The sequence below is a fragment of the Allgaiera indica genome (assembly GCF_900106675.1).
Taxonomy (GTDB): domain Bacteria; phylum Pseudomonadota; class Alphaproteobacteria; order Rhodobacterales; family Rhodobacteraceae; genus Acidimangrovimonas; species Acidimangrovimonas indica.
On the sequence record NZ_FNOB01000016.1, the window covers coordinates 52,946 to 76,446 of the forward strand.

Annotated in this window: 23 protein-coding genes and 1 pseudogene; 19 read left to right on the forward strand and 5 right to left on the reverse strand. The window is 67.8% G+C overall.

The window, feature by feature from the left end:
• Nucleotides 1–7: 7 nt before the first annotated feature.
• Together BLV97_RS14445 and BLV97_RS14450 are read right to left on the reverse strand one after the other, a co-directional pair.
• Nucleotides 8–523, reverse strand: a complete 516-nt coding sequence (locus tag BLV97_RS14445) for a hypothetical protein (protein WP_035837690.1) — start codon at nucleotides 521–523, stop codon at nucleotides 8–10.
• Between the two features lie 38 nt (nucleotides 524–561).
• A complete protein-coding gene (locus BLV97_RS14450) occupies nucleotides 562–1,296 on the reverse strand; it encodes a 16S rRNA (uracil(1498)-N(3))-methyltransferase (protein ID WP_035837692.1) in 735 nt (244 codons plus the stop codon).
• 12 nt (nucleotides 1,297–1,308) lie between these two features.
• Here BLV97_RS14450 and ubiA point away from each other — a divergent pair, with 12 nt between their 5' ends.
• The 6 genes from ubiA to BLV97_RS14480 all read left to right on the forward strand — a co-directional run bounded on the left by ubiA (nucleotide 1,309) and on the right by BLV97_RS14480 (nucleotide 9,778).
• Nucleotides 1,309–2,280 (forward strand): 4-hydroxybenzoate octaprenyltransferase, encoded by a 972-nt coding sequence (gene ubiA, locus BLV97_RS14455; protein WP_035837694.1) that lies wholly within the window; start codon nucleotides 1,309–1,311, stop codon nucleotides 2,278–2,280.
• A 91-nt stretch (nucleotides 2,281–2,371) separates the two neighbouring features.
• Nucleotides 2,372–4,432 carry an OmpA family protein gene (locus tag BLV97_RS14460; protein ID WP_081824866.1) on the forward strand — a complete coding sequence of 687 codons (2,061 nt, stop codon included), beginning with the start codon at nucleotides 2,372–2,374 and terminating at the stop codon, nucleotides 4,430–4,432.
• A 19-nt stretch (nucleotides 4,433–4,451) separates the two neighbouring features.
• Nucleotides 4,452–4,778 carry a hypothetical protein gene (locus tag BLV97_RS14465; RefSeq protein ID WP_035837696.1) on the forward strand — a complete coding sequence of 109 codons (327 nt, stop codon included), beginning with the start codon at nucleotides 4,452–4,454 and terminating at the stop codon, nucleotides 4,776–4,778.
• 178 nt (nucleotides 4,779–4,956) lie between these two features.
• Complete coding sequence (locus tag BLV97_RS14470) at nucleotides 4,957–6,327, forward strand: glutamate--cysteine ligase (protein WP_035837697.1); 1,371 nt, start codon at nucleotides 4,957–4,959, stop codon at nucleotides 6,325–6,327.
• A gap of 115 nt (nucleotides 6,328–6,442) precedes the next feature.
• On the forward strand, nucleotides 6,443–8,746 hold the full coding sequence (locus tag BLV97_RS14475; RefSeq protein ID WP_035837699.1) for a DNA topoisomerase IV subunit A: 2,304 nt from the start codon (nucleotides 6,443–6,445) through the stop codon (nucleotides 8,744–8,746).
• Nucleotides 8,747–8,893: 147 nt separating this feature from the next.
• Nucleotides 8,894–9,778, forward strand: a complete 885-nt coding sequence (locus BLV97_RS14480) for a DMT family transporter (protein ID WP_035837701.1) — start codon at nucleotides 8,894–8,896, stop codon at nucleotides 9,776–9,778.
• Nucleotides 9,779–9,785: 7 nt separating this feature from the next.
• On the opposite strand, the gene BLV97_RS14485 is transcribed toward BLV97_RS14480, so the two are convergent.
• Nucleotides 9,786–10,421: a TlpA family protein disulfide reductase gene (locus tag BLV97_RS14485; RefSeq protein ID WP_051645800.1), complete on the reverse strand. Its 636-nt coding sequence runs from the start codon at nucleotides 10,419–10,421 to the stop codon at nucleotides 9,786–9,788.
• 33 nt (nucleotides 10,422–10,454) lie between these two features.
• On the opposite strand from BLV97_RS14485, the gene argH reads away from it, so the two are divergent.
• The 9 genes and pseudogenes from argH to tnpC form a co-directional block, all read left to right on the forward strand.
• A complete protein-coding gene (gene argH, locus BLV97_RS14490; RefSeq protein WP_035837703.1) occupies nucleotides 10,455–11,852 on the forward strand; it encodes an argininosuccinate lyase in 1,398 nt (465 codons plus the stop codon).
• Complete coding sequence (locus BLV97_RS14495) at nucleotides 11,849–12,031, forward strand: hypothetical protein (protein WP_035837705.1); 183 nt, start codon at nucleotides 11,849–11,851, stop codon at nucleotides 12,029–12,031. The genes argH and BLV97_RS14495 overlap by 4 nt, the downstream gene beginning before the upstream one ends.
• Nucleotides 12,031–12,348 carry a DUF2834 domain-containing protein gene (locus BLV97_RS14500; protein ID WP_035837707.1) on the forward strand — a complete coding sequence of 106 codons (318 nt, stop codon included), beginning with the start codon at nucleotides 12,031–12,033 and terminating at the stop codon, nucleotides 12,346–12,348. The genes BLV97_RS14495 and BLV97_RS14500 overlap by 1 nt, the downstream gene beginning before the upstream one ends.
• A 48-nt stretch (nucleotides 12,349–12,396) precedes the next feature.
• Nucleotides 12,397–13,662, forward strand: a complete 1,266-nt coding sequence (gene lysA, locus BLV97_RS14505) for a diaminopimelate decarboxylase (RefSeq protein ID WP_035837709.1) — start codon at nucleotides 12,397–12,399, stop codon at nucleotides 13,660–13,662.
• Nucleotides 13,663–13,699: 37 nt separating this feature from the next.
• Nucleotides 13,700–16,294, forward strand: a complete 2,595-nt coding sequence (locus tag BLV97_RS14510) for a TIGR02302 family protein (RefSeq protein ID WP_051645801.1) — start codon at nucleotides 13,700–13,702, stop codon at nucleotides 16,292–16,294.
• Between the two features lie 370 nt (nucleotides 16,295–16,664).
• Complete coding sequence (locus BLV97_RS21620; RefSeq protein WP_244521034.1) at nucleotides 16,665–16,805, forward strand: transposase; 141 nt, start codon at nucleotides 16,665–16,667, stop codon at nucleotides 16,803–16,805.
• 45 nt (nucleotides 16,806–16,850) lie between these two features.
• Nucleotides 16,851–17,033: a hypothetical protein gene (locus BLV97_RS21625; RefSeq protein WP_092164125.1), complete on the forward strand. Its 183-nt coding sequence runs from the start codon at nucleotides 16,851–16,853 to the stop codon at nucleotides 17,031–17,033.
• Complete coding sequence (tnpB, locus tag BLV97_RS14525; RefSeq protein ID WP_081824867.1) at nucleotides 17,033–17,383, forward strand: IS66 family insertion sequence element accessory protein TnpB; 351 nt, start codon at nucleotides 17,033–17,035, stop codon at nucleotides 17,381–17,383. The genes BLV97_RS21625 and tnpB overlap by 1 nt, the downstream gene beginning before the upstream one ends.
• Before the next feature lie 166 nt (nucleotides 17,384–17,549).
• Nucleotides 17,550–18,716: pseudogene (tnpC, locus tag BLV97_RS22000) on the forward strand (IS66 family transposase); the annotation flags it as partial.
• 127 nt (nucleotides 18,717–18,843) lie between these two features.
• Here the strand turns inward: tnpC and BLV97_RS21440 are convergent.
• Complete coding sequence (locus tag BLV97_RS21440; RefSeq protein WP_035837715.1) at nucleotides 18,844–19,767, reverse strand: zinc-ribbon domain-containing protein; 924 nt, start codon at nucleotides 19,765–19,767, stop codon at nucleotides 18,844–18,846.
• A 203-nt stretch (nucleotides 19,768–19,970) separates the two neighbouring features.
• Between BLV97_RS21440 and BLV97_RS14545 the strand changes: the two genes are divergently transcribed.
• Genes BLV97_RS14545 through BLV97_RS14560 form a run of 4 tightly spaced genes read left to right on the forward strand, consistent with a single transcriptional unit; the run spans nucleotide 19,971 to nucleotide 22,941 of the window.
• Nucleotides 19,971–20,642, forward strand: a complete 672-nt coding sequence (locus tag BLV97_RS14545) for a cell division ATP-binding protein FtsE (RefSeq protein ID WP_035837759.1) — start codon at nucleotides 19,971–19,973, stop codon at nucleotides 20,640–20,642.
• A gap of 32 nt (nucleotides 20,643–20,674) precedes the next feature.
• The gene (locus BLV97_RS14550) at nucleotides 20,675–21,547 is read left to right on the forward strand and encodes a cell division protein FtsX (protein ID WP_035837761.1); all 873 of its coding nucleotides are present in this window, start codon (nucleotides 20,675–20,677) and stop codon (nucleotides 21,545–21,547) included.
• Entirely contained in the window at nucleotides 21,547–22,335 is a 789-nt protein-coding gene (locus BLV97_RS14555) for a lysophospholipid acyltransferase family protein (RefSeq protein ID WP_035837717.1), read from the forward strand. Before BLV97_RS14550 ends, BLV97_RS14555 begins: the two co-directional genes overlap by 1 nt.
• Nucleotides 22,336–22,941 (forward strand): pyridoxamine 5'-phosphate oxidase family protein, encoded by a 606-nt coding sequence (locus tag BLV97_RS14560; protein WP_035837719.1) that lies wholly within the window; start codon nucleotides 22,336–22,338, stop codon nucleotides 22,939–22,941.
• A 20-nt stretch (nucleotides 22,942–22,961) separates the two neighbouring features.
• On the opposite strand, the gene mscL is transcribed toward BLV97_RS14560, so the two are convergent.
• Nucleotides 22,962–23,399: a large conductance mechanosensitive channel protein MscL gene (gene mscL / locus BLV97_RS14565; protein WP_035837763.1), complete on the reverse strand. Its 438-nt coding sequence runs from the start codon at nucleotides 23,397–23,399 to the stop codon at nucleotides 22,962–22,964.
• Between the last annotated feature and the right edge of the window lie 102 nt (nucleotides 23,400–23,501).

Sequence of the window (23,501 nt, forward strand, 5' to 3'; positions counted from 1 at the left end):
GCCCGGCCTAGCGCAACCGCCGGGGCCGATGCCGGCGCCAGACGATCCGGGCCGCGACCTCGGGGCCGTCGAGCGCGGCGATCAGGGTATGGGTATCCAGCCCCGGCAGCCCCGCGAAGGCGTCGAACAGCGCCTCGGCGCCTTCGGCGGCGATCGGGATGAAAAGGATCGTGCCGTCGGGCTGCGACAACCGCCAGGCCCGCTGGCCCAGATGCGCAACCAGGGACAGCTCGGACAACTCGGCCAGCGCGACATAGCCGCCGTGCAGCGGGCCGAAATAGCCGATCTGGCCTTCGATCACCTCGACCACGCCGGGCGCGCCGGCACCACGGAAGAATCGTACCCGGCGGACCGCCAGAAGGCCAAGCCCGGCGCCGATCAGTCCGATCGCGCCGCCCAGCACCGCAAAGAACGGCCCACCCCAGGAAACGACCCACAACCCCAGGCACACGATCGTGGCGGCAGCGATCGCCTCGCGCCAGCGATACAGCAGGGATACCGCTTCGGGTCGCAAGAAGGCCATGGCTCAGACCTCTGGCACGGGCCGACGGGCGGCAAGGCTCACCGCCAGTCCCCGTGCCGCATCTGCCACAGCGTCAGCGCCGCCACCGCTGCGGTATCGGCGCGCAGGATGCGCGGCCCCAGCGCGGTGGGATGCGCCTGCGGCAGCGCGGCCAGACGCTTGCGCTCGGCTTCGGAAAAGCCGCCCTCGGGGCCGATCAGGATCGCCCAGGGCGCACCCTCCGGCACATGCGGCGCTGCAGCCGGCGCCGGCGCCGCCGCCAGCGACTCATCGCAAAACATCAGCTGCCGTTCGGCCGGCCAATCGGCCAGCAGCCGGTCGAGCCGGGTCAGTTCGGCGACCTCGGCGACGTTGGTGGCGCCGCATTGCTCGGCCGCCTCGACCGCATGGGCCTGCAGACGGTCCTGCCGGATGCGTTCGGAATTGGTGAACTCGGTCTGCACCGGCACAATCCGGGCGGCGCCCATCTCGGCCGCCTTCTCGACGATGAAATCGGTACGCGCCTTCTTGATCGGCGCGAACAGAAGCCACAGGTCGGGCAACGGCTGCAACGGCCTGGTCTGCGCGCGGCAGGCCAGCGTGCCGCCCTTCTTGCCGGCTTCGGCCACCTCGGCCAGCCATTCGCCATCGCGCCCGTTGAAGACCAGAACCTGCCCCCCCGCGGCCAGCCGCATCACCCCGAAAAGATAATGCGCCTGGTCCCGCGACAGAGGAACCGATTGCCCCGCCCCAAGCGGGTGATCTACATAGAGCCTGATCTTCGCCACCGACATGAGGCCGAACTTATGCCCGAGCATCGCGGAACGCCAGCGCCGACGGGAGAGGTCTTCGACGCCTACAGCGGCAATTGGGTCGACCGTCTGGCCCCGGCCTGGAGCCGCCCCTACCTGCGCCTGTCACGCGCCGACCGCCCGATCGGCACCTGGCTTTTGCTGCTGCCCTGCTGGTGGGGCGTCGCGCTGGCCGCCGCCGCCGATCCGGCCGGCCCGGGCTGGCGCGACCTGTGGATCGCCCTGGCCTGCGCGATCGGCGCCTTCCTGATGCGCGGCGCCGGCTGCACCTGGAACGACATCACCGACCGCGAGTTCGACGCCGCCGTGGCCCGCACCCGATCTCGGCCGATCCCGTCGGGCCAGGTCAGCGCGAAACAGGCCGCCGTCTGGATGGCGGTGCAGGCGCTCATTGCTTTCGGGGTCCTGCTGACCTTCAACGCCGCGGCGATCGGGTTGGGGGTGGCGTCCCTGGTGCTGGTCGCGATCTATCCCTTTGCCAAGCGCTTCACCTGGTGGCCGCAAATCTTCCTGGGGCTCGCGTTCAACTGGGGCGCGCTCCTGGCCTGGACGGCGCATACCGGCAGCCTTGGGTGGCCGGCGGTGCTGCTGTATCTGGCGGGGATCTGCTGGACGCTGTTCTATGACACGATCTATGCCCATCAGGACAAGGAGGACGACGCGCTGATCGGCGTGAAATCCACCGCGCGCCTCTTCGCCCAGAACACCAAGCCCTGGCTACGCGGCTTTCTGATGGCGTCGGTCGCGCTGATGGGGCTGGCGGTGATCGTGGCGCTGGCCGGGCACGCCAATGTCCTGGCGCTGGTGATCGCACTGGCCGGGGTCTGGGGGTTCGGCTGGCACATGGCCTGGCAATTGCGCCGGCTCGACATCGACGATCCCTCGGTCTGCCTCTCACTTTTCCGTGGCAATCGCGATACGGGGCTGATTCCTGCGCTGTTTCTCGCCATCGCGGCGCTTGCCTGATTGCGCGCGGCCCCGCGCCTGACGTAAGCAGGGCCCGGCCGCGGGCCGACCGCGCCACTGCCCCCGGCCGACGCACGACAGAAGGACCCAGATGCGCCACTTCCAAAGCATGCTCGCCCTCGCCGCATTCGTGCTCGCAGCCGCGCTCAGCTATCTCGGCGCCCTGTGGGGGGTCTCGGTGGTCGAGGCGCGCTCGGCCGAGGTCGTGCATGAAAGGCTAAGCCAGGCGGGACTCGACTGGGTCCATGTCAGCCCCGATGGCCTGCTGTTGCATCTGACCGGCACCGCGCCGACCGAAGCGACGCGGCTGCGCGCGATCTCGGTCGCCAGTTCGCAAGTCGACCCCAGCAGGGTGCTCGACAACATGTCGGTCACGCCGCCCAAGCAGATCACTGCGCCGCGGTTCTCGGTCGAATTGCTGCGCAACGAAAGCGGGATCTCGCTGATCGGGCTGGTGCCGGATTCGACCGGCCACGATCCGATCCTGAAGAAGGTCGATCCGCTGGCGGGCAAGGGCAAGGTCACCGACATGCTGGAAACAGCGGATTACCCCGCGCCCCGGCACTGGTCGGAGGCGCTGGATTTCGGCCTGGCAGCGCTGGCCAAGCTGCCGCGCTCAAAAATCTCGATCGCGGCGGACAGGGTTTCGATTACCGCGATTTCGGATTCGATCGACGCCAAACGCCAGCTCGAGGCCGAATTGGCCCAGATGGCGCCTTCGGATCTGAAGGTCGCGCTCAGCATCTCGGCGCCGCGCCCGGTGATCACCCCGTTCACCCTGCGTTTCGTAAGCGACGAGACCGGCGCCCGGTTCGACGCCTGTTCGGCCGATACCGACGCCGCGCGCAGCCAGATCATCGCCGCCGCGATCGCCGCCGGTGCCAAGGGCAAGATCCACTGCACCGTCGGCCTGGGCGTACCTTCGCCGCAATGGGGCAAGGCGGTGGTCGACGGCATCCGCGCGGTCCAGGCGCTGGGCCGGGCATCGATCACCTTCTCGGATGCCGATGTGACGCTGTTGGGCGACAGCTCGGTCAGCCAGACCAAGTTCGACCGCGTCGCGGGCGATCTGGAGGCAAAGCTGCCCGATGTCTTCTCGCTCAAGGCGACACTGGCGAAGAAGAAGACCGACCAGGGCAAGGGCCCGGTCGAATTCGTCGCCACCCTCAGCCCGGACGGCCAGGTCGAGATGCACGGCCGTCTGGGCAGCGCCCTGACACGCACCGCAGTGACCAGCTACGCCAGGGCCGCGTTCCCCGACCAAGGCGTCTACAACGCCACCCGCATCGACAAGGAAGTACCCGACGGCTGGCCGGTGCGGGTGCTCGCGGGCCTTCAGGCCTTGTCCTATCTACACCGCGGCGCGCTGCTGGTGCGGCCCGACACGGTGAACGTGACCGGCATCAGCGGCGATCAGGACGCCAGCGACGAAGTCTCGCGCGTGCTGTCGGACAAGCTGGGCCAGGGCCAGGCTTTCAAGGTCTCCGTCAAATATGACAAGAAGCTTGATCCCAACGCCGGGCTGCCCAGCCCGCAAGAATGCGTTGACACCGTGAACGGCATTCTCAAGAAGCACCAGATCACCTTCGATCCGGGCTCGGACAAGATCGACGGCGCGGCGTCCTCCGTGATGGACCAGGTGGCCGACGCGCTGCGCAATTGCACCCGCGTCCCGATCCTGATCGCGGGCTATACCGACAACCAGGGCCGGGCCGAGATGAATCTGGCGCTCAGCCAGAAGCGGGCGCAGGCCGTGCTGAACGGGCTGCTGGCGCGGCGGGTGTCGATCGCGAATTTCCGCGCCAAGGGCTTTGGCGAGGCCGACCCGATCGCCGACAATTCGACCCAGGCCGGACGCGAGGAAAATCGCCGGATCGAGTTTTCGCTGATCGCGAGCAGCAAGCCCGCGACGGCAGCGCCCGGCACGGATGGGGCCCAAGGCCCGAAGACCGCCCCATCGAAGGACACACCGGGCGGCGCCACGTCTTCCGGCGTAGACAAGGCCGCCCCGGCCGGGCCAGGCAAGACCGCTGCGCCAAGCCAGGATGGTTCGGCGGACCAGAACGCTGCTGGCGCACCGTCGGGAGAGAAATCCGCCCCAACGGCGAACGGCGAAGCCGCGATCCGCCCCAAGCTGCGGCCGAAAAAGTGACAGTGGAAGGAACCGAGTGATGAACCGCATCCAATTCATCGTCGCCACGGCGATCATCCTCTTCGTGGCCTTCGCGCTGGGGTGGTTCGCCCATTGGCTGATCCACCGATTCACCCGGGTCAGCCAGTCCGACCTGTCCGAGCTGGACAAGATGGCGCGCGACCTGCACGAGGCCGAGGAAACCCGCGATCAGGCGATCGAATACGTCCAGGCGCGCGAGGCCGAGCTGACCAACCAGTTGAACCAGACAGAGGCCGAATTGCGTGCCGCCATGGACGGCCTGCGCGAGGCCCGCGCCGAAGCCGAGCACATGCGCAGCCAGCTCGACCGCTCGTTGCGCAGCTGACGCCGCCCATGCCCCGCGCGGTGCCGTGCTGACCTGCGCCCGCGGGTCCGGCGCCGGCGCGACCGGCTGCCATGCGATGGCCGGGCGGCGGACGCAAACCGGCTTTTCTCTCCCTGCCCTTGACTTGCCCCCTTCGCCGCGACAGTTGTGCGAAACTTGCGAAGGATCGGAGCGCTGAATGTCCATACCTCAATCCGGCGGCGGGCCGATCGAACGGTTCGAACAACTGGCCGAATACATGGAAGCCGGCTGCAAGCCCAAGCAAGACTGGCGCATCGGCACCGAGCACGAGAAATTCGGCTATTGCAAGGACACGCTGCTGCCGCTGCCCTATGAGGGGCCGCGCTCGATCCTGGCCATGCTGGAGGGCCTGCGCGACGGCTACGGCTGGAGCCCGGTCGAAGAGAAGGGCAAGCTGATCGGGCTGACCAAGGACGGCGCCAATGTCAGCCTCGAACCCGGCGGCCAACTGGAACTGTCGGGCGCGCCGCTAGAGACGATCCATCAGACCTGCGACGAGGTGAACGAACACCTGCGCGAGGTCCAGACCGTGGCCGAGCGCATCGGCGCGGGCTTCATCGGGCTGGGCGCCGCGCCGGTCTGGACGCATGAGCAGATGCCGCTGATGCCCAAGGGCCGCTACAAGCTGATGGACGGCTATATGCGCAAGGTGGGCACGCTGGGCACCCAGATGATGCGCCGCACCTGCACCGTCCAGGTCAACCTCGATTTCGGGTCCGAGGCCGATTTCGTGCAGAAGATGCGCGTCGCGCTGGCGCTGCAGCCGGTGGCGACCGCGCTGTTTGCCAATTCGCCCTTCTTCGAGGGCAAGGTGAACGGCTTGAAATCCTGGCGTTCGCGGATCTGGCGCGACCTCGACAATTCCCGCACCGGGATGCTGCCCTTCGCCTTCGAGGACGGCTTCGGCTTTCAGCGTTATGTCGATTACATCCTCGATGTGCCGATGTATTTCGTCTACCGCGACGGCCATTACATCGACGCCCTCGGCCAAAGCTTCCGCGATTTCCTGAAAGGCGAACTGCCTGCCCTGCCGGGCGAGAAGCCGACCCTTTCGGACTGGGCCGACCACATGACCACCGCCTTCCCCGAGGCCCGCGCGAAGAAATTCATCGAGATGCGCGGCGCCGACGGCGGGCCATGGCGGCGCCTGTGCGCGCTGCCCGCGTTCTGGGTCGGGCTGCTCTACGATCAGTCCGCGCTGGATGCTGCCTGGGACGTGGCCAGGGGCTGGGATGCGGAAACCCGCGACGCGCTGCGCGTGGCGGCCTCGGTCGACGCGCTGCACGCCAGGGTGGGCAGGATCGACATGCGCGATCTCGCGCGCGAATTGCTGGCGATCTCCGAGGCCGGATTGAAAGCGCGCGCGCGCGAAGGCGGCGAGGGGATGATCCCGGACGAGACCCATTTCCTTGATGCGCTGAAGGACAGCGTCGAAAGCGGCAAATCGCCCGCCGACGAATTGCTGGACCATTACAACGGCGACTGGCACGGCGATCTGAACCGCATCTACGCAGAATACAGCTACTGATCGCGCAGGCACCATGCCCGGAAGGTGACAGGCGCGGACCGCTTTCGCACCCTGGCGCCGCCTCTGCCGCATCGGGCCTATGGACCGCCGCACCCGCCCGGGTTACACAATATCCATGAGCGAGACGACCGAAGACCCCAACATCAGCCCCGTGGCCCTGGCAGAACCCCTGCGCCGGGCGATCGGAGAGCGCTATCTGACCTATGCGCTGTCGACGATCATGGATCGCGCCCTGCCGGATGCGCGCGACGGGATGAAGCCGGTGCATCGCCGCATCCTGTATGCGATGCGCGAACTGCGGCTCTCGTCCACCGGCGGGTTCCGCAAGTCGGCCAAGATCTCGGGCGACGTGATGGGCAATTATCACCCCCATGGCGACGCGGCGATCTACGACGCGATGGCCCGCCTGGCGCAGGATTTCAACGTCCGCTACCCGCTGGTCGACGGTCAGGGCAACTTCGGCAATATCGACGGCGACAACCCCGCCGCCAGCCGCTACACCGAGGCCCGCCTAACCGCCGCGGCCGAGGCCCTGATGGAAGGTCTGGCCGAAAACGCCGTCGATTTCCGGCCCAATTACGATGGCACGCTGGAAGAGCCGGTGGTGTTGCCCGCGGCCTTCCCCAACCTGCTGGCGAACGGGTCCAGCGGCATCGCCGTGGGCATGGCCACGAACATCCCGCCGCATAATATCGACGAACTGGTCAAGGCCTGCCTGCATCTGATCCAGACCCCGGACGCCCGCGACGAAACGCTGGTGGGCATGGTCCCGGGCCCCGATTTCCCGACCGGCGGCGTGATCGTGGAACCCCGCGCCAATATCGTCGAGGCCTACCGCACCGGCCGCGGCAGCTTCCGCCTGCGGGCGCGCTGGCAGGTCGAGGATCTGGGCCGCGGCACCTGGCAGATCGTGGTGACCGAGATCCCCTATCAGGTGCAGAAATCGCGCCTGATCGAAAAGCTGGCCGAGCTGATCCAGACCCGCAAGATCCCGATCTTCGGCGACGTCCGCGATGAAAGCGCCGACGACGTGCGGCTGATCATCGAGCCCAAGTCGAAGAACGTCGACCCCGAGATGCTGATGGGGATGCTGTTTCGCAACTCGGACCTCGAGACCCGCTTCAGCCTGAACATGAACGTGCTGATCGACGGGCGCACGCCCAAGGTCTGCAGCCTCAAGGAGGTGCTGCGCGCCTTCCTCGACCACCGGCGCGAGGTGCTCAACCGCCGCTCGCAGCACCGGCTGGAGAAGATCGACCACCGGCTGGAGGTTCTGGAAGGCTTCATCACCGCCTTCCTGAACCTCGACCGGGTGATCGACATCATCCGCTATGACGAGGACCCCAAGGCCGCGCTGATGCGCGAGAACTGGTCGCGCGACCATGTCCGCGCGATGACCGAGGCCGATTACGTCTCTCCGCCCCCCGGCGAGGGCGCGTTGAGCGAGGTCCAGGCCGATGCCATCCTCAACATGCGGCTGCGCAGCCTGCGCCGGCTTGAAGAGATGGAACTCCTGCGCGAACAGGACGAGCTGATGAAGGAACGCGCCGGGCTGGCCGACCTTCTGGACAGCGATCGCCTGCAATGGGCGAAGATCAGCGAAGAGCTGAAGGAAGTCCGAAAGCAATTCGGCAAGGACACCCCCGGCGGCGCCCGGCGCACCGACTTTGCCGAGGCCGGCGAGGTCGAGGAAGTGCCGCTGGAGGCGATGATCGAGCGCGAACCGATCACCGTGGTGTGCTCGAAGATGGGCTGGGTGCGGGCGATGAAGGGCCACAACGCGCTGGATGCGGAGCTGAAATTCAAGGACGGCGACGAGGGGCGCTTTGTCTTTCATGCCGAAACCACCGACCGGCTGCTGGTGTGCGGCACCAACGGGCGGATCTATACGGTGCAGGCCTCGAACCTGCCCGGCGGGCGTGGCATGGGCGAACCGCTGCGCCTGATGATCGACCTGCCGAACGAGGCCGACATCGTCGAGATCCTGATCTACCGCCCCGGACAGAAGATCCTGGTGGCGTCCACCGCGGGCGACGGCTTCGTGGTGCCCGCGGATGAGGTCCTGGCCCAGACCCGCGCCGGCAAGGTGGTGCTGAACGTGCGCGACGATGTTCGCGCACGTGTCTGCCGCCCGGTCGCCGGCGATCATGTCGCCGTGGTGGGCGAAAACAGAAAAGTGCTAATCTTCCCCCTCGAAGAGCTGCCGGAAATGGGCCGCGGCAAGGGCGTTAGGTTGCAAAAGTACAAGGACGGCGGTCTTTCCGATGCCACCACCTTCACCCTGTCCGAAGGGCTGAGCTGGAAGGATCCGGCCGGCCGCACCCGGACCGAGACCGACCTGACCGAATGGCTGGCCAAGCGCGCCAGCGCCGGACGAATGGCGCCGCGCGGCTTCCCGCGCGACAATCGCTTCACCTGAAGTCCGGGGGCCGCGCCGCCCCCGAGCAGCCCCCCGAGCAGCCCAGAGACCTGGCGAATTTCCTGCCGCCCAAGCAGCCGGCGATGGCCCATTTACCATCCCGTGCCGTGCCGCTAGGGTCGCGCGGCTTTCGGTCGGGAGGAGTTTATGATCGCGCGCGCCTACCTCTTTCTCGCGACCACAGCCTTTTTGTGGGCGGGCAACGCGGTCGCGGGCAAGCTTGCGGTTGACCATGTCAGCCCGTTCCTGCTAGTTGCGTTGCGCTGGGTGGTGGCCACCGGCGTGATCATCGCGATCGGGCACCGGCGCGTCGCGCGGGATTGGCCCGAGATTCGCCGAAACCTGCCGATGCTGGCAACGATGGGCGCGATCGGTTTCACCGTGTTCAACATCCTGTTCTACACCGCCGCGCGCTATACTTCCGCGATCAATATCGTCATCATCCAGGCGGGGATGCCGCTGGTGATCTTCCTGGCCAATTTCGCCCTGTTCCGCATCCGCGTGACCGGTGCGCAATGGCTGGGGTTCATCCTGACCCTCGGCGGGGTCGCGACCGTGGCGGCGCAGGGCAGTCTGCGCCAGCTGATGCACCTGCACCTGAACCGGGGCGACGCGCTGATGCTGCTGGCGATCCTGTGCTACGGCCTCTACACCGTGTCGCTGCGCTGGATGCCGAAGATCCACATGATCAGCTTCATGGCGACGCTTTCGGTCGCGGCGCTGATCGCTTCGCTGCCTTTCGCGGGCTACGAGATCGCCCGCGGCCAGGTGATCTGGCCCGATCCGCGCGGCTGGGCGATCGTGGTCTATGTGGGTCTCTTTCCCAGCCTGCTGTCGCAGATGCTCTTTGCCGCCGGCACCGCGATCATCGGATCGAACCGGGCCGGGCTGTTTGTCAATTTCGTGCCGGTCTTCGGGGCCGTTCTTTCGGTGGCGATCCTGGGCGAGGCGCTGCACCCCTATCACATGGCCGCGCTGGCGCTGGTCGTGGGCGGTGTGACGATGGCCCAGCGGCGCGCGCGCAAGGCCTGAACAGCGCCTAATCCGCGTCCCCGGCCGCCGCACCATCCCCGGCATCGTCCCCGGCATCGTCCCCTCCTGGGCCGATCAGCGCGCCCAGCACGGCGCGGGCGTCGGGCCCGGACCAGTTGGCCTCGCCTATCAGGCGGGCGATCTCTTGCCCGTCGGGATTCACGATCACCGTTACCGGAAGCCCCATGACCCCCATGCGGCGCGCAAGCTCGGCCTTCGGGTCGATGAGGATCGGCAATCTCTTGATCCCGTCCTCCTTGTAGAAGCGTTGAATCGCCGGCAGGCGGTTGCGAATGGTGGCGATCGGCAGCACCTGCAGCTTCGCGCCGCCCATCTGGGCCTGCAGCCGGTCGAGGGTGGGCATCTCCTTGCGGCAGGGCGCGCACCAGGTGGCCCAGAAGTTCACCACCAGATACCTGCCGCGATAATCCGACAACCGGTGCGGTGCGCCCGCGGCATCCTGAAAGGCGATATCGGGCACCGGCCTGGGCGCGGTGTGGAATTCCAGCTTCCTCATGTCGCCCTGGCGCAGCGCCGAAACCTGCGCAAGGTTTGGCGCCCCCGACCAGGCCGCCTGCCCCGGCACAAGGTTTGCACCAAGCGCGAGGGCCGCGTATAGGACGGCGTTACGGACTTTTCTCATGCGCACTCCCTGGGCCAGACGGGCAAACCGAAGATGACCGATCAGACGAAATCTGCAAATACCATGTGGGGCGGGCGGTTCGCCGCAGGCCCCGACGCGATCATGGAGGCGATCAACGCCTCGATCGGCTATGACAAGCGCCTTTACGCCCAGGACATCGCCGGTTCGCGCGCCCATGCGGCAATGCTGGCCGCGCAGGGGATCCTGACCCACGCCGACGCCGAGGCGATCGGCGCGGGCCTGCTGCAAGTGCTGGCAGAGATCGAGGCCGGCGACTTCCCGTTCTCGGCGGCGCTGGAAGACATCCACATGAACGTGGAGGCGCGGCTCAAGGAGGTGATCGGCGAACCCGCCGGGCGGCTGCATACCGCGCGCTCGCGCAACGATCAGGTGGCGACCGATTTCAAACTGTGGGTGCGCGATCAGATCGACGCGGCGATTTCCGGCATCGAGGCGTTGCAGAAGGCCTTTCTGGCGCAGGCCGAGGCCGGGGCGGATTGGGTGATGCCGGGCTTCACCCATCTGCAAAGCGCCCAGCCGGTGACCTGGGGCCATCACATGATGGCATATGTCGAGATGCTGGGCCGCGATGCCGGCCGCTTCCGCGACGCCCGCGCGCGGATGAACGAATGCCCCCTGGGTGCGGCGGCGCTGGCCGGCACCTCCTTTCCGATCGACCGCCATGCCACGGCCCATGCACTGGGCTTCGACCGTCCCGCCGCGAACAGCCTCGATGCCGTGGCCGACCGCGATTTCGCGCTGGAATTCTTGTCGGCGGCCTCGATCTGCGCCATGCATCTGTCGCGCTTCGCGGAAGAACTGGTGATCTGGTCCTCGGCGCAGTTCCGTTTCGTGCGGCTGTCGGATGGGTTCTCGACCGGATCCTCGATCATGCCGCAGAAGCGCAACCCCGACGCCGCCGAATTGCTGCGCGCCAAGCTGGGCCGCATCCTGGGCGCCAATGTGGCGCTGTTTACCGTGATGAAGGGGCTGCCGCTGGCCTATTCCAAGGACATGCAGGAAGACAAGGAACAGGTCTTCGACGCCGCCGACAACCTGATGCTGGGGCTGGCCGCGATGACCGGCATGGTGCGTGACATGACCGCGAACCGCGACATACTGGAAGCCGCCGCCGGCGCCGGTTTCGCCACCGCGACGGACCTGGCCGACTGGCTGGTGCGCAGCCTGAACCTGCCCTTCCGCGAGGCCCACCACGTCACCGGCGCCCTCGTCGCGCTGGCCGAAAAGAAGGGCTGCGATCTCGCCGACTTGACGCTGGCGGAATTGCAAAGCGGCCATCCGGGGATTACTCAGGACATCTATTCGGTGCTGGGGGTCCATAATTCCGTGGCCAGCCGCACCTCCTACGGGGGCACGGCGCCCGATCAGGTGCGCGCCCAGCTCGGCCGTTGGAAGGAGAAGCTTGGATGATCCTTCGCGCCGTCATCACGCTGTCGCTGGCCGGCCTGGTCGCGGGCTGCGGCGCGGATGGCGCGCCGACACCGCCGCCCGGCCCCAAGCCCGCCGCCTCGCACGTCACCTATGAGAAGGACGGCACCAAGGTGACCGTCTCGGGCGAGGCCTATGTCGGCGTCGTGAAACGTTTCTGATGTCGGCGCTGCGGATCACCTATCTGGCGTTGGCGATCTGGGGCGCGGTGCAGCCGATGCGTCATTTGCTGGCCTGGTTCGGGGCGCATGGGCCGAACCTGCCGGGCCTGTTCGCCGCCTGGCAGGCGAACGCCGCGACCACCGGGCTGATGTGGGATCTGGCCATCGCGGCGGTCGCGCTGACGGTCTGGGTCCTGGCCGAGACCCTCGTGCGTCAGAACTGGATCGCGCTGCTCGCGATTCCCGCGACCCTTCTGATCGGGCTGTCCTGCGGACTGCCGCTGTATCTGTTCCTGCGCAGCCGGCCGGTGACCTGAGCGCCCGACGGGGCTTGAAACGCCAAGGGTTTCTGCTACCAGCGCAGGATGGATCATTTTCTGTATCGCGACGGGATCCTCCATGCCGAGGACGTCCCCCTGACCGAGGTTGCCGCAGCCGTCGGCACGCCGTTCTATTGCTATTCGACGGCCACGCTGACCCGCCATTTCCGGCTGTTCGACGAGGCCCTTGCCGGCACCGATCATCTGGTCTGCTACGCGATGAAGGCCAATTCCAACCAGGCGGTGCTGACGCTGATGGCGCGGCTGGGCGCCGGGGCCGATGTGGTTTCCGGCGGGGAATATGCGCGCGCCCTGGCCGCCGGTTTCCCGGGCGACAAGATCGTCTTCTCCGGCGTCGGCAAGACGCGCGCGGAAATGCGCGCGGCGCTGACGGGCGGGATCCGGCAGTTCAACCTGGAAAGCGAACCCGAGATGGAGGCGCTGAACGAGGTCGCGCTGTCGCTGGGCACGGTGGCGCCGGTCACCGTGCGGGTGAACCCCGATGTCGACGCTAGGACGCATGAGAAGATCGCCACCGGCAAATCGGAAAACAAGTTCGGCATCCCGATCTCTCGCGCGCGCGAGGTCTATGCCCGCGCCGCCGCCCTGCCCGGCCTTCGGGTCGTGGGGATCGACGTGCATATCGGCAGCCAGTTGACCGATCTCGAACCCTACGGCCAGGCCTTCGACAAGGTGGCCGAACTGACCCGCGCCCTACGCGCCGACGGGCACGACATCCGCCGTCTGGATCTGGGCGGAGGTCTGGGCATTCCTTATGAGCGTTCCAACACCGCGCCGCCGCTGCCGGTGGAATACGGCGCGCTGGTGAAGGAAAAGCTGGGCCACCTGAGCTGCGAGATCGAGATCGAGCCCGGCCGCCTGATCGCCGGCAACGCCGGGCTGCTGGTGGCGCAGGTGATCTATGTGAAATCCGGCGAGGGCCGCGATTTCGTGATCCTCGACGCGGCGATGAACGATCTGGTGCGCCCGGCGATGTACGGCGCCTGGCATGATATCGTTCCCGTCGTCGAACCCGCCCCGGGGGTCGCGCCGCGCCCCTATGACGTGGTGGGGCCGGTCTGCGAATCGGGCGACACCTTCGCCAAGCAGCGCAACCTGCCGCCGATCGCGGCGGGCGACCTGGTCGCCTTCCGCTCGGCCGGGGCCTACGGCGCGGTGATGGCCTCGGAATACAATTCCAGGCCGCTGATACCGGAAGTTCTGGTGAAGGACGGCAATTTCGGGCTGGTGCGGCAACGACCCAGCTATGAAGATCTGATCGCGCGCGATACCATTCCCGAGTGGCTGTGAGAGCCGGGCCTTCCGCCCGCACGGCCGGAAGGAGCGTATGAGCGACACCAGGCGACAAGAGACCCGGACCTCGGCCCTTGCAGCCGCGCTGCGCCAGGCGCGCTGGCCGCTGCGCTGGACGCTTGCCGGCCTGTGGGCCGAGCGGATCACCCGCGCCTTCTGGCCGGTCTGGACGATCGCGCTGGCCTTGGCGGCGGCGCTGGCGCTGGGGCTGGGCCAGGTGATTGCGGACACCGCGCTGCGGTGGGTGCTGTTGGCTGCCCTCGCCGCGATGATGGTATTTGCCGTCTGGGGCGCCTGGGGCTTTCGACGGCCAGGCCGGGCCGAGGCGCTCGAACGGCTGGACGCGCGTCTGCCGGGGCGCCCCTTCGCGGCGCTGGCCGATGCCCAGGCGATCGGCACGGGTGACGCCGCCTCGGCCGCGGTCTGGCGGGCACATCTGCGGCGCATGGCCGCGCGGTCCCGCGCCGCCCGCGCGGTGGCGCCCGATCTGCGTATCGCCACGCGCGACCCGTTCGGCCTGCGCCATGCCGCCCTGATCGCCTTCATCATCGCGATGCTCTTTGGCGTGCCCGGCCGGCTGATCGGCATCGTCCCCGAAGCCCCGCCCGGCACGCGCGCCGCGCTGGCGGCCGGCCCCGCGTGGGAAGGCTGGATCCAGCCGCCCGCCTATACCGGCAAGCCCGCGCTCTACCTCAACGATATCGACCGCGACCAGTTCGCCGTTCCGCAGGGGTCACGGCTGTCGCTGCGTCTTTACGGCACCCCAGGCGCGGTAACGGTGAAGCAGACGCTTAACGACCAGACATCCGCCCCCGACAAGCAGGGAGGCCTGAGCCTGCGCGTCGATCACAGCGGACGGCTGGCGATCAATGGGGCGGGCGGGCGCGACTGGGCGATCCGCGTGATCCCGGACACCGCGCCCCAGGTCGCCTTCGTCGGCACCGCAGAGCGCCGCGCCGGCGGCGAGTTGCGCCAGCCCTTCAGCGCCAGCGACGATTACGGCGTGATCCGGGGCCATGCGACCATCACGCTCGATCTGGCCGCGGTCGACCGCCGCTATGGGCTGAAGGTTGCGCCCGAGCCGCGCAAGCCGGTCACCCTGACCTTGCCGATGCCGATCTCGGGCAGCCGCAAGCATTTCACCCAGACGCTGATCGAGAACCTCGCCAAATCGCCTTGGGCGAACCTGCCGGTCGAGATGACGCTGACGGTCGAGGACGCGGCGGGCCACGTCACCACCTCGGCGCCGCGCAAGATGGATCTGCCGGGGCGTCGTTTCTTCGATCCGCTGGCCGCCGCGGTGATCGAGATGCGGCGCGATCTGCTGTGGTCGCGCGCCAATGGCGCCCGCACCGTCGAGATCCTGCGCGCCATCACCGACCGCCCGGATGGTTTCATCCACAACAAGGGTGCCTATCTGCTGGTCCGCACCGCGATGCGCCGCCTGCAGGCCGGCGTCGCCGAGGGCCTGACCCCGAAAGTGCGCGACGAGGTGGCCCAGGCCCTGTGGGATGCCGCAGTGAAGATTGAGGATGGCAAGCTGTCGGACGCGTTGGCGCGGCTGCGCCAGGCCCAGGACAGGCTGTCCGAGGCGATCCGCCGCGGTGCCAGCCCCGATGAGGTGCAGAAGCTGATGGACGACCTCAACGAGGCGATGCGCAACTACATCCGCCGCCTGGCCGAGCAGCAAAAGAACGATCCCAACAAGCGCAGCGCCGAGAATGACAACGCTCAGCGGATCACCGGCGATCAACTGCAGCAGATGTTGAACCGCCTGCAGCAGTTGATGAACGAGGGCCGCATGGCCGAGGCGCAGCAATTACTCGATCAGCTGTCGCAAATGATGCAGAACCTGCGGGTGACCCAAGGCCCCGGCGGGATGCAGTCGCCGGGCCAGGGCACGATGCAGGACCTTGCCGAGACGCTGCGCAAGCAGCAAAGCCTGTCGGATCAGGCCTTCCAGGACCTGCAGAACCGCGACATGGGCACGCCTGATCAGCGGCAGGGCGGACGGCAGGGCCAGGGCAAGCAGCAACCGGGCCAGAATGGCAAGGACCAGCAGGGCGGAGGCCAGGGATCGGGCGACACTCGGGGCGCCCAGCAGGGGCACGAACAGGGCAGAGCCGGCGAAAGACGCTCCCTGGCCCAGCGGCAGAAGACCCTGCGCGAGGAATTGCGCCGCCAGTCCGAACAGGGCCTGCCGGGCGCAGGCACCCCCCAGGGCAAGGCCGGCCGCGATGCACTGGGCCGAGCCGGCCGCGCCATGGAAGGCGCCGAACGGGCCCTGCGCGAAGGTGACCTGTCGGGCGCGCTGGACAAGCAGGCCGAAGCGATGGAGGCGCTGCGCCAGGGCATGCGCGATCTGGGCCGCGCGATGGCGCAGAACCAGCAGCCCGACCAGGGCCAGCGCGGTGGCCAGGGACAGGCGGCTCAGGATGGCTCTCGCGATCCGCTGGGCCGCGAAGCCGGCTCGGTCGGCCGGCTGGGCACCAGCCAGGACATGCTGCAGGGCGAGGGCATCTATCGCCGTGCCGAAGAAATCCTGAAGGAACTGCGCCGCCGCTCGGGCGACATGAGCCGCCCCGAGGCAGAACGCGACTACCTCAAACGCCTGCTGGAACCCTATTGAAGCCCAGCAGCCGGCCCGATCGGGGCCATGCCCGCGATTTCCCGACCCATAGCACACGCGGCCGGGGGCGGGATCGGCCGCGCAACTGCCTGGCCACTTCGCCCGGCCCCGTCGGGCCGCGGGTCTCTGCCTTGGCCGACCCGGGTATCGCAGGCCTGTATCGCAAGCTTCACGAAGCGTCATCTGTGCATATCCTCGGCCCGCGCCCCGGACGGCACCGCAATTCCGCACGGTCCCGATGCGCCTATAGTAAGCGGCGGCTGAGCGACACGTTGCCGGCCCCGGCGTGGGCTGCGAGGTGATACACACCTCATGATGGGGAGTGCGTTTCGCAATGGATGCTCAGACTGCGTTTCTCAGATCGCTTGGCGTGGAGATTTTCGAGAGCGGGTATCGTCGGCGGCCTGAGGCCGTGAAGGCGCGGGCCGTCGCGGAGACGCTGGAACCGGGCGTGACGGTCAACGCGGTGGCGGCGCGTTACGGGGTGAAACCGAACCAGTTGTCGGCGTAGCGATGCCTGGCCAAGCAAGGGAGGCTGGTCCTGCCCGCCACCGAGATGGCGGACGAACCGGCAACCTTCGCGCCGCTAGTTTTGTGTGACCCGGAGCCACCGCGGGCGCCCGAGCCCTCAGATGACAAGCTGCGCCTCGTCTTCGGTGACGTGACGATCGCGCTCGCCGCCGAGACCCCGGCGGTGCGGATTGCCGCGATCGTGCATGCGCTCGGGGCGCCCTCGTGATGATGCCGTCCCACACCGTCCGTATCCTGGTGGCGACGCAGCCGGTCAACTTCCGCAAGGGCCATGACGGCCTCGCCGCGCAGGTCGCATCGGTCCTGAAGGAAGACCCGTTCACCGGCACCGTGTTTTTATTCCGGGCCAAGCGTGCTGACAGGCTCAAGATCCTGTTCCGGGACGGGAGCGGGTTGGTGATGGCCTACAAGCGGCTGGAGGAGACCACCTTCACCTGGCCGGCGGTTCGGGACGGCGTGATGACGTTGAGCCGGGCGCAGTTCGAGGCCCTGTTTGCCGGCCTCGACTGGTGCAAGGTGAAGGCGCTGGAGACCCGGCGTCCGGCTGCGGCAGAATGAATCAGGCCGGAGGAAACGGCGCACCTCTGACGCCGTTTCGGGCTATGCTTCCGCCATGCCCGCCGCCGCCATCGACCTGTCAGCCACCCCCGAGGCGCAGCGCGAAGCTGTCGCCGCGGTGCTCCGCGAGCGGGACGCGCTGAAGGAGGCCAACAAGCGCCTCGAGCACTTGGTCGCCGAACTCAACCATGCGGTTCACGGCAAGCGGTCGGAGAAACTCAGCGAAGACGGCCGGCAACTGGCTTTCGAGGATCTCGAGATCGCGGTCGCCGAAGCCGAGGAGAAGCAGGAGACGCCGGCACCGTCCGAGAGCCGGCCCCGGCGTGCATCCCGGCGCAATCGGGGCAACCTGCCCAAGGATCTGCCGCGCATCGAGCGTGTCATCGAGCCGGACAGCCTGTTGTGCCCCTGCGGCCGCGGCGTCGCCATTGTCGCTCGGACCAATGGCGCAACAATGGCGACTGCACAAGCTCGGCGTCGTGCCGCAGGCACGCCTGCGGCGTGCCGCAGGCACGCCTGCGGCGTGACGATCGCACCAAGCGGCTGGACATCGTGCCCACCCCGCTGCGGGTGATCGTCACGGTTCGACCCAAGTATGCCTGTCGCGCCTGCACTGATGGCGTGACCCAGGGCGAACCATTGGACGCCATTGGTTCAAGAACACCTGCAGCTTGACGGCTACCAGGGCTACAACCGCCTGACGCGTCCCTCCCGCAAGGGCGGCGATCCGGTCCGCGGGACGCATTGCTGGGCCCACGCGCGGCGCAAGCTGAAGGAAGTGTTCGACCGCGACGGCTCTGAGATCGCCGCCGAGGGGCTACGCCGGATCGCCGCGTTCTACAATGTCGAGGCCGATATTCGCGGCGCGGCGCCGGGACAGCGGCTCTCGGCCCGCCGGGCGCGCACCGCGCCCCTTGTCGCACCCTTCGGGGAATGGCTGCAACGACAGCGCCTGCGCATCTCCGCCAAGTCGCGCCTCGGCGAGAAGCTTGCCTACATCCACCGTCACTGGGACGGGCTGCAGACTTGCCTGCACGATGGTCGGGTCGCTATCGACTCCAACCGCGTCGAGAACCTGATCCGGCCCATCGCTCTGAACAGGAAGAACGCATTGTTCGCCGGACATGATGAAGGCGGGCGCGCCTGGGGCCGCATCGCATCGCTCATCGAGACCGCAAAGATCAACGGCGTCGAGCCCTGCGCTTATCTCAGGACCACCCTCGAGGCTATCGCCGCCGGCCATCCGCAAGGCCAAATCGACGATCTCCTGCCCCGCAACTTCAGCCCTCAAGCTGAACCCGAGTGGGTGGCCCACGCCGTTTACCGCCTATAGAGCACTACTGACCCCCAGCCGCAGGCGACCGCCGCGCTGGCGTGAAGGTCCCACAAGCCACCCCGCAGCCCCGAAAATCGCAAATGCAGCCGCACCGGGGGCCTTTTGGTGGGCCTATTGGTCCGGCTCAGCCGCCATTGCCCGACGTGCCGCCGGTCAGGGCGCGGGTCGCGTTTTGCATCATGTCATTCAACCGGATCCTGCCCTCGTCGACCGTCTGGACGTAGCTTTTCAGCGGGCCGGCCGCCGCGGGCACCTGCCGCGCGATCATCGGCGCGTAAAGGTAAAGCAGCGCCAGCACCACCGCGACCAGCAGGACCACGCTGAACCCGAGCCGGAAACCGCGCTTGCGCTCGGCCGGGGTTTCGACATCGGCGCTGGCGCCCGGCTCCTCCGGGCCGCGTTCGGAATTGGCGCGCAGGGTCGAGTTGATCTCTTCTATGTCGGGCAGCAGATCGCGGCGCGCCCCACCGGCAAGTGCGGGCGCTTCGGCCTCGGCCGCCGTGTCGGGGGCTGGGACATCCGCATCCGGCCCGGCGCCCGCGTCTTGGTGCAGCGGTTCCGCCCCGGCCTCCGCCGCGTCAAGTCCCAATTCCGGCTGCGTCTCGATGCCTCCGGCCTCGGCCTTGCGGGCGGTTCTCTCGCGATCGGCCTCTTCGCGTAGCAGGCGCTTGAGACCGTCGTCGAGCGAGCGCCGCGGCCCCGCCGTCGTCGGCATAGGCGCACTGGCCGGATCTTGGGCCTGGTCCCCGTCCTCGCCCCCTTCTGGGCCCCCTTCTGGGCCCCCGTCCGGGCCGCCAAGCGGGTCCGCATCATGCGCGCCTTCGGGCCCTGGCCGCGCTGTCGGGGCGGGACCATCGGCGGCGGCCTCGTCGACCTGAGGCGCATGGCGCGCGACCCGATCCTCTGGCGGCAGGTCGTCTTCAAGCTCGGCGGGAAGCTGGAACCAGGCGTGGCCGCAATTGGAACACTGGACGTCGCGCCCGGTTTCGGGAATTGCGTTGTCATCGACCTCATATTGCGCGTCGCAATTTGGACACGTCAGACGCATTTCACCTGCCCTCGTTTACCAGGTCTGACAGAGCTTGCGCCCCATACCGCTTCTTTATCTTGTAGCAAGAGGATAAGGTTTCTCCAAGTATTTGTGACCCTACACCGCATTTGCATCCGGTCCGGTGATTGAAACCGCTCTGCGGCTGGGCGATGTTCGGGCAAGGATTCGAAGGCGTGCAGACAACAGGGCGGGAAAGCCGGGTGATCGACTTCCAGAAAGTGGCCTACAGCTACGGCGGGGGAGAGCTTCTGTCGGAGGTTTCGCTGACCCTGGCGCCGGGTTCGTTCCATTTCCTCACCGGGCCCTCCGGGTCGGGCAAGACCACGCTGATCAAGCTGTGCTACGGCGAGTTGCTGGCCACCGCGGGCCGGGTGAACGTGTTCGATGCCGATGTCCGCAGCCTCAGCCGCGATGGCGTGGCGGCGATGCGGCGGCGGATCGGGGTGGTGCATCAGGATTGCCAGTTTCTCGATCATCTGCCGCTGGCCGAGAATGTCGCCCTGCCGCTGACCGTCTCGGGGCGCGAGGCCAGCGCCGCTGATCTGGCCGATCTGCTGACCTGGGTCGGGCTGAAGCCGCTGTCGGCGCAGCGACCGCCCGAATTGTCGGGCGGCGAGCGCCAGCGTGCCGCCCTGGCGCGGGCGGTGATCATGTCGCCCGACGTGATCCTGGCGGACGAGCCCACCGGCAATGTCGATTGGGAAATGTCGCAGCGGCTGATGCAATTGCTGATCGAACTCAACCGGATGGGAAAGACGATCCTGATCGCCACGCACGATCTGAACCTGATCCGAAGCACCAAGTCGCAGGTTCCCGCACGGGTGCTGCGGATCCGCAACCGGCGCCTCCAGCTGGCCGGGAGCGACCTGTGAGTTGGGCCCGCTTCCCCCCTTTCGCCGCCGCCATGGCCGGCGATCGGCAAGCCGACCGGGTGGTTCCGCCAACCGGCATCATCGCCCGGCTGACGGGTTTTACCGCCGCCGCCATGGCGTTTCTGGGGGTCTTCGCGCTGGCGCTGTCGCTGGCCTCCGGCCGGCTGGCCGAGCGCTGGTCCTCTGCGCTGGCCAACAGCGCCACGATCCGCATCTCGTCCCCGGCCGGGCAGATGGAGACGCAGACCAGGGCCGTGCTGCGGATCCTGAAGACGACGCCCGGCGTCGCCTCGGCCCGGGCCCTGACACGGGAAGAGGAACGCAAGCTGCTGACCCCGTGGTTCGGGCCGGGCCTGTCGCTGGACAACCTGCCGATCCCGCAATTGATCGACATCCGCGAAACCGGTGCGGGCTTCGACGCCGAGGGCCTGCGCCAGCGCCTTGCGGCCGAGGCCCCCGGCGCGTTGCTGGACGATCACAGCCGCTGGCGCCGGCCGCTGGCACTGGCGGCGGACCGGCTGCGGCTGCTGGGGTTGATTTCCATCCTGCTACTGGCCGGGGCGATGGCGGCGATGATCACCCTGGCCGCGAATGCGGCGCTGGCGGCCAATGCCCAGGTGATCCGTGTGCTGCGGCTGGTGGGCGCGCGCGACAGCTATATCGCCCGCGCCTTCGTGCGCCGTTTCACCGCCCGCACGCTGGGCGGCGCGGTCGCGGGCACCGGGCTGGGGATGCTGGCCGTGGCGCTGATGCCGGCGGCGCAGCCCGACGGCGGCTTTCTGACCGGGCTGGGATTCGCGGGCATCCGCTGGCTCTGGCCGCTGGCGATCCCGCCGCTGACGGCGCTGGTCGCCTTCGCGGCGACCCGCTTCGCGGCCTTCCGCACGCTGAAAGGGCTAAGCTGATGCGCCACGCGCTGCAATGGATCCTGTCGCTGATCTTCATCATCCAGATGTACGCCGCCATGGCGATCCTGGCGTTGTTCTTCACCCCCCTGACACTGGTCCGGCGCGACGCCGCCTTCTGGGCGGTGCGCACCTATTGCCGCTGGGTCCGCATCAGCGCCCGCTTCCTGGTCGGGCTGAAATCGGAAGTACGCGGAGATGTCCCCTCGGACGAGGTGATCATCGCCTCCAAGCACCAGTCCTTCTTCGACATCATTCTGCTGGTCTCGGTCCTGCCGCGGCCGAAGTTCATCATGAAGAAGGAATTGAAATGGGCGCCGATCCTGGGCTGGTATGCGCTCAAGATCGGCTGCGTGCCGGTCGATCGCGGCAAGCGCGGCCAGGCGATCAAGGCGATGATGGACGGCGTGCGCAAGGGCACCACCCAACCGGGGCAGCTGATCATCTACCCCCAGGGCACCCGGGTCGCCCCCGATGCCCGCCTGGGCTACAAGATCGGCACCGGCCTGCTTTACGATCAGCTGGGCCAGGATTGCGTGCCCGCCGCGACCAATGTGGGCGTCTTCTGGCCGCGCCACGGCATCCTGCGCAAGCCGGGCCTTGCGGTGGTCGAATTCCTGCCCCGCATCCGCGCCGGCAAGCCGGTGCCGCAATTCATGCGAGAGCTGGAAAGCATGGTAGAGGCCCAGTCGGATCGCCTGATGCTGGAGGCCGGCTTTGACGCCGCCGCGGCCCGAGCCGCCAAGGGACCGTCCGCGAAGGGGCGGGCCACGAAGGGACGGGCCTAGATGGATTTCATCGACAGCACAGAGGCGCTGGAGACGCTCTATGGCACGCCGGCCGAGGCCGCGAAGATCAAGGTGGCGCACCGCCTGACCCCGGCCTATCGCGCCTGGATCGGTCATTCGCGGTTCTGCCTGCTCTCGACGGTCGGGCCGGAGGGCACCGATTGCAGCCCGCGCGGCGACGACGGGCCGGTGGTGCGCCCGCTTGACGAGGCCACGCTGGCCCTGCCCGACTGGCGCGGCAACCAGCGGCTCGACAGCCTGCGCAACATCGTACGCGATCCACGCGTCTCGTTGACCTTTCTGGTGCCTCGCTCCGACACTGTCGTCCGCGTCAACGGCATGGCCCGGGTCACCGCGGACGCCGGATTGCGGGCACGGTTCGACAGGCAGGGAAGACAGCCCGGCACGGTGATCGTGATCACCCTGACCGAGATCTATTTCCAATGCGCCCGGGCGCTGAAACGCTCGGGCCTCTGGTCTGCCGGGGCAGCGCCGGAAGGCCTGCCCAGCCCGGGCGACATCCTGCACGAGCAAAGCGGCGGCAGCTTCGACGGCGCGACCTATGATGCGGACTGGCCCGGACGTGCCGCCAAGACGCTGTGGTAGGCCCCCGAGCCGACCGGTGATCAGGGCGCGCCGCTTTTCAACGCATCGCGGATTTCCAGCAGCACCTCCAGCTCGGTCGGGCCCTTGGGCGCCGCGGGCACCGGCTCGCCCTTCTTCATCGCGGCGTCCTTCACCCTGTTGACCATCTTCACCAACATGAAGACCACCCAGGCGATAATCAGGAAATTGATCACCGCCATCAGGAAGCTGCCATAGGCAAACACCGAAGCGCCGGCCTTGCGTGCCTCCTCCAGGCTGGCGCCGGCGGGGACCTTGCCCGAAAGCACCAGGTAATTGTTGGTGAAATCGACCCCCCCGGTGAACAGCCCGATGATCGGGTTGATCAGATCCTTGACCAGCGAACCCACGATCGCCGTGAAAGCGGCACCGACAATGATGCCAACGGCCATGTCCATGACATTGCCCTTGGCAATGAAATCGCGAAATTCCTTGAGCATCGCCTTTTCCTTGTCCCGTCCGAAGCGCGGGGCGCTGCTTGTCATTGTTCGCCCCTGCACATCTTCTAACATGTTTTGCGAAATGGCGCCGCCGAATCTTCT

Coding starts and splice junctions, on each gene's coding strand:
- BLV97_RS14470 (WP_035837697.1), top strand. CDS start 4,957: ATGTCCATACCTCAATCCGGCGGCGGGCCGATCGAACGGTTCGAACAA.
- BLV97_RS14560 (WP_035837719.1), top strand. CDS start 22,336: ATGGATTTCATCGACAGCACAGAGGCGCTGGAGACGCTCTATGGCACG.
- BLV97_RS14510 (WP_051645801.1), top strand. CDS start 13,700: ATGAGCGACACCAGGCGACAAGAGACCCGGACCTCGGCCCTTGCAGCC.
- BLV97_RS14475 (WP_035837699.1), top strand. CDS start 6,443: ATGAGCGAGACGACCGAAGACCCCAACATCAGCCCCGTGGCCCTGGCA.
- BLV97_RS14460 (WP_081824866.1), top strand. CDS start 2,372: ATGCGCCACTTCCAAAGCATGCTCGCCCTCGCCGCATTCGTGCTCGCA.
- BLV97_RS14495 (WP_035837705.1), top strand. CDS start 11,849: ATGATCCTTCGCGCCGTCATCACGCTGTCGCTGGCCGGCCTGGTCGCG.
- BLV97_RS14500 (WP_035837707.1), top strand. CDS start 12,031: ATGTCGGCGCTGCGGATCACCTATCTGGCGTTGGCGATCTGGGGCGCG.
- BLV97_RS14480 (WP_035837701.1), top strand. CDS start 8,894: ATGATCGCGCGCGCCTACCTCTTTCTCGCGACCACAGCCTTTTTGTGG.
- argH (WP_035837703.1), top strand. CDS start 10,455: ATGACCGATCAGACGAAATCTGCAAATACCATGTGGGGCGGGCGGTTC.
- tnpB (WP_081824867.1), top strand. CDS start 17,033: ATGATGCCGTCCCACACCGTCCGTATCCTGGTGGCGACGCAGCCGGTC.
- BLV97_RS14555 (WP_035837717.1), top strand. CDS start 21,547: ATGCGCCACGCGCTGCAATGGATCCTGTCGCTGATCTTCATCATCCAG.
- BLV97_RS14450 (WP_035837692.1), bottom strand. CDS start 1,296: ATGTCGGTGGCGAAGATCAGGCTCTATGTAGATCACCCGCTTGGGGCG.
- mscL (WP_035837763.1), bottom strand. CDS start 23,399: ATGCTCAAGGAATTTCGCGATTTCATTGCCAAGGGCAATGTCATGGAC.
- BLV97_RS21625 (WP_092164125.1), top strand. CDS start 16,851: ATGGCGGACGAACCGGCAACCTTCGCGCCGCTAGTTTTGTGTGACCCG.
- BLV97_RS14465 (WP_035837696.1), top strand. CDS start 4,452: ATGAACCGCATCCAATTCATCGTCGCCACGGCGATCATCCTCTTCGTG.
- ubiA (WP_035837694.1), top strand. CDS start 1,309: ATGCCCGAGCATCGCGGAACGCCAGCGCCGACGGGAGAGGTCTTCGAC.
- BLV97_RS14445 (WP_035837690.1), bottom strand. CDS start 523: ATGGCCTTCTTGCGACCCGAAGCGGTATCCCTGCTGTATCGCTGGCGC.
- BLV97_RS14550 (WP_035837761.1), top strand. CDS start 20,675: ATGGCCGGCGATCGGCAAGCCGACCGGGTGGTTCCGCCAACCGGCATC.
- BLV97_RS14485 (WP_051645800.1), bottom strand. CDS start 10,421: ATGAGAAAAGTCCGTAACGCCGTCCTATACGCGGCCCTCGCGCTTGGT.
- lysA (WP_035837709.1), top strand. CDS start 12,397: ATGGATCATTTTCTGTATCGCGACGGGATCCTCCATGCCGAGGACGTC.
- BLV97_RS21440 (WP_035837715.1), bottom strand. CDS start 19,767: ATGCGTCTGACGTGTCCAAATTGCGACGCGCAATATGAGGTCGATGAC.